Source organism: Polaromonas sp. P1_E1_2, from assembly GCF_056406035.1.
Map to the genome: position 1 here is coordinate 1 of NZ_JBFUAZ010000346.1, position 4,441 is coordinate 4,441.

The 4,441-nt window shown below is 61.5% G+C and carries 5 protein-coding genes; 2 read left to right on the top strand and 3 right to left on the bottom strand.

Annotated features, from left to right (window positions below):
• Positions 1 to 27: 27 nt before the first annotated feature.
• Together AC1D1P_RS15255 and AC1D1P_RS15260 are read left to right on the top strand one after the other, a co-directional pair.
• Positions 28 to 351, top strand: a complete 324-nt coding sequence (locus AC1D1P_RS15255; protein WP_477673565.1) for a metalloregulator ArsR/SmtB family transcription factor — start codon at positions 28 to 30, stop codon at positions 349 to 351.
• Between the two features lie 17 nt (positions 352 to 368).
• Positions 369 to 1,790, top strand: a complete 1,422-nt coding sequence (locus AC1D1P_RS15260) for a DUF2867 domain-containing protein (RefSeq protein WP_477673566.1) — start codon at positions 369 to 371, stop codon at positions 1,788 to 1,790.
• A gap of 60 nt (positions 1,791 to 1,850) precedes the next feature.
• On the opposite strand, the gene AC1D1P_RS15265 is transcribed toward AC1D1P_RS15260, so the two are convergent.
• From AC1D1P_RS15265 to AC1D1P_RS15275, 3 genes are all read right to left on the bottom strand, one after another.
• A complete protein-coding gene (locus AC1D1P_RS15265) occupies positions 1,851 to 3,452 on the bottom strand; it encodes a hypothetical protein (protein ID WP_477673567.1) in 1,602 nt (533 codons plus the stop codon).
• Between the two features lie 252 nt (positions 3,453 to 3,704).
• Positions 3,705 to 3,893: a hypothetical protein gene (locus tag AC1D1P_RS15270; protein WP_477669458.1), complete on the bottom strand. Its 189-nt coding sequence runs from the start codon at positions 3,891 to 3,893 to the stop codon at positions 3,705 to 3,707.
• 27 nt (positions 3,894 to 3,920) lie between these two features.
• The coding region (locus AC1D1P_RS15275; RefSeq protein WP_477673568.1) for a M23 family metallopeptidase at positions 3,921 to 4,441 on the bottom strand (521 nt) is incomplete at its 5' end.

Below are 4,441 nucleotides of genomic sequence, written 5' to 3' on the forward strand. Positions count from 1 at the left end.
GTTATTAACAAATAAGTTAATACATCAATGCCTGCATCCCTTGACAAAATATTTGAAGCGCTCGCCTCGRGSCCCAGGCGCCAAATTCTGGCGTACCTCACCGAGAAAGAACTCAGCACCACTGAGCTGGCCGAGCGCTTTGCCATGAGCACGCCGGCCGTTTCTCGCCACCTGTCGGTGCTTGAAAACGCCGGCTTGGTGACCAGCGAGCGCAGCGGCCAGTTTGTGCTCTACAAGCTCAACGGTGACAGCCTCGTCAACAGCCTCACGGGTTATGCATTCGAACTATGCCCGGTCGCGCGGCCCCTGAAACGGGAACGCGTTGCGGCCAAAACACCAAAAGCCAGGTAACAAGGAGAGAGGGACCCATGCTGAATCTCACACAGGTGATTGAAACGTTTCCGTCGGTTCGCATTCCATCCGAATCGGGCGGTTTGGCCGTCGAGGTGTCTTTGATCGCCCAGATCGGTCATGGTGCAGGCAACCATTTATTTGCCAGCGTGGCATCCAGGCAGCGCCAGCACAGCGCATTTGTCGATGAGTTGGATGAGCCATCAGCTAAACTGGGTGGGACCAACTTTCCCAAAGGTGACGCAACGTCGCTGTATTCATTTGTCGTGGGGCCTAAAGGCCATCCGTTTCACCGCCATGCGGGGCACCGCATATTTACGGCGGTATCGGGCAGCGGTGGAGCCCAGTTGCGCTTTTCCAGCGCGTCGGAACAACAAATCCAGGAAGACCCGCAGAACTTCATCCGCGCCCTGCGTTTTGTGAACATACCGCCTGACTGCATGTTCACCGTGCGTTTTGGTGGTGAAACCTGGCACCAGTTTTCTCCGCTCTCGCGTAATTCCTTGCACCCTGTGTTCTTTGCGTTGTCTTGCCATACGAATGAACTGGGCGGGAATTTGTCGGAGTCATTGAAACAGGAGGTGCTGACCAATAAGGCGAGCATCCCATCATTGACGGAGTTGCTGCCGGACGAGGTGAAGGCGTTGCTTCAGGCCAAGGACTTCAAAGCTGATACCGTGCCGACCACGACCTTGTCGCTGGATGCTCCGCCCGGGACGTTCCACCGGGTGGTATGCAACACTGTGCGCAGCGGCGCAGGCGTGATGCGAGGCTTGTGGGGTTCGTGGAAAGGGGCGTCGGGCTTTCTGTCACATGGCGGATCCGCCCGAAGCGTCAAGGAGCTCAGCAGCCCGCCAGTGGATTCGCTGTTGCTTCAGCAACTGACCGAACTGCGCGTCCATCATGAAGACACTTTTCGCCTGCGCGTGACCGGTACCAACTTCGGGCACAGCAGCGCCAGAAATCTGCTCGCCGCAGTCCTGGAGGGCTTTCTGCTCAATGCGCCCAGCGGTGTGTCCAATCTGATGGCGCTGCGCAATGTTCTGGTTAAGCCCCTGGGCCTGCGTACATCGCCATTGGGCTGCCCTGTGTCTTCGCTGTTGTCACCGGACACCAGCAACCTGTTCGCCAACCGTTACCCGGTGCTTGACCAAAGCGTTAATACAGCCGATACCAAGGCGCAGGTCATTCTGGGCGCCAATGACAAACATCTGCTGTTCAGGTCCTGTGTCAGCGTGGAAATCGTCGACAAGCATCATGTGGATGTGATGCTGGGTACGCGGGTTCATTGCAAGAATGCCTTTGGCCGCTTTTACATGGCGGCCATTGACTATGTGCATCGCCACTACGTCACACCCACGATGCTGCGGCTGGCTGTGGAATATGCGGTCGTTCAGGAGAAAGAGTCGGCTGTACCCGTCAAACTGGTGACAGCCTGAGAGATCAAGTCAGGAACGTTGTTTTTGGCGGCCGCGACTTCGCCACCACCTCGCAGCACCTCACATCAGCACAAGCAGTAGCAGGCACACCAAGATCAMCCCCATCTCGAGCCATTCCTGACTCGTCATGCTGAGCATGCGGCGGGCCGTCAGCGTCACCACCGGGACCAGCAAGGCGAGACCTATCCAGCGGTCCAGCGGCATAAGGCAAACGCGCGCCAGCGCCCATAACCAGGCGCAATGCGCCAGGAATCCCCAGAACTCGGCCCGGCTTGTTTTCGCGGTGACGTTCAGCGCGAGGCGCCAGCCGGTGGCTACGGCTTGCCACCATTGCATCTCCTCGTCGTCCAGCACCTTGTGCAGGGCATGCAGGGCCACCACTCCCAGTACCACCGGCCCGACGAAGCCCGCCCCCAAGGCAATTCCGAGATACAGGGGATGGTCGTAACCCGTGCCGCCGCTGCCCATTTTCATGGTGGCCAGAATCCACGCACCGCCCACCACCAGCACCGTCACCACGGCAACCACGCCCTCCGGCACGCCCGCGCTGCGCGCCGTGCGGCCGCCGGCAAACAGGCCGAGCGCCAACACGGTGGCGCCGAGGAAGGTCGTCAGCAGTGAGACAGTTGCCGCCCATCCGTGATGCGGCGCAGCCGTCAGGCTGCCCGACTCGGGTGGGTCCAGTGCATTTTTGGCGGGAGACCACTGGCGGTACKGCTCRTGCCGGGCCTTCAKCTGGCGCTGGCTCCAGCTGACTCTTAATGGCGATGCATTCGCGAATGCCAGTTCTGTGTGGTACAGGCGCTGGGCACTGTCGAGGTCATGCGGTACCAGCACGGTCTGCAGGCCTGCCTTGCCGTTGGCCGCCTGCAGCGCAGCCAATTGCTCGCGCCAGTACCCGGCCACCGGGGGGGCCTCGCACGCCAGGGGTTCGGACTGGGCGCCGGGCTGCAACAAGGTGACTTCATTGGCGCGCATGACGCTTTGTGGTGCTCGCACCCGGTCCCAGTCGCAGGTAAAGCGCAGCGTGCCTTGCAAGATGATGTCGGGGCGGTAGAGCGGCAGCGGCACGGAGCTGGTGTTGGCCAGGCGCAGCGACAGCATCAGGCGTACCTGGCCTTCGGCAGAAGGCGCAGCCCAGATGCCGGGCGCGATGGGCTGCATGTCGCGCATATCCAGCGTGAAGAGCGGCGCGCGCGCGGCGCCGGATTCCCAGCGCAGGGCTAGTGCCTGGTTGAAGGCCGCCTGCCAGGTAGCGCGGAAAGCGGGGCCCATCACGTCGTCGCGCTGCCGGCCGCGCGCGATGGCCACGGCCACATCGTCTGCCGGTGCTTTCGTACCGCCCGGCAATCGGCGCAGGAATGACTTCCAGGCACTGGTCTTGGGCTCGGGTACAGCCAGGGCCGGTGGTGGCGCCGCGCCGGTGACCTGCGCCACATAGCCATACAGCAGTTCGTTGCGCAAGGCTTCAAAGTCCGCCTTGGGCGCTTCGGCACTGCGCAAGACATTCACGAGGAAGTAGGCCTGCGCGGCATTGCTGCCTACCGGTGTTCCGTACAACGCAGTGGTGAAGGGAGTCGGCACGGACGAGGCATTGGCCGCAAAAGCCCCGTTCTGGAGCAGAAGCATGCTGCAGAGAATGGCGCGCAGGGTTCGTGTCATGGCTGTATCGCTGCCCGGGCTGCCGGGCGGTACGAGTGAGCCTGTTTCTCGACGGCGGCAAGGCCAGGGCACAAAAAACCAGAACCCACCCTCTGGTTTTCAGGGCCACGCTCTTTTGCGTGGGTATTTGCTGTTTTCACGTATCGGTCTCCCTCCGATGAAAGGCGGCTTGCGCAGCAAGCTTGTTTTTGGTGATCGCGCCGATCTTATATTCAAGCCAACTATCGGCAGAAATAGGTGGCAATGCAGGATTTATACCCGCGAAAGCGTGATGCACTCGGCCTCGATAACAACAACCATCTGTTGTTCAGGTCTTGCGTGGTCGTTGAGGTCGTGAAGGAGCCGCCTGCCCTGCGGCGGTTTGCGGTTAGGTGCGCGACTGTTCAGGAAGGCAGGGGTGAAGGCGCTTGCCAGGCTGGCAAGTGCATAGCGCGTCAGCATGAGCCGGCACGTCATCGGCCGGGTTGTTTACGGCCTGGCGTCGCGCCAGACAAGATAARGATTCAGCGGTGCGCCGCGCCACCACTGGCGCTCCGGCCCCAGTTTGAAGATCGCGAAGTGCAGGTGCGGTGCGTCGGGAGATGCATTCCCGGTGCTGCCGACATAGCCGATGACCTGGCCTTTGCGCAGGCTGGCGCCTTCGCTGAGGCCTTCGGCATAGCGGTCCAGGTGTGCGTAGTAGTACGCGTACTGGCTGGCCGGGTCGAACTGGTAAATCGTGATGCCGCCTGGCTTGCTCAGGAACAGCTTGGCCACTTTGCCGTCCTCGACGGCGAGCACTGGCGTGCCGCGTGGGCTCATGATGTCTATGGCTTCATGCGGGGCTCCTGCTGCGCGCGCCTGGGTGGTGGTGTCGCTGTGCTGGGCGGGCTTTACGCCTTTCACAGGAAGTGTCAGGACGCGTAGCCGTAACTGCGAAATGTCCGTGTCATCGGCGACAGATGCGGGTGGGGGCGGCAGGGCAGGTGAGGGCGCGGCTGCCTCTATGG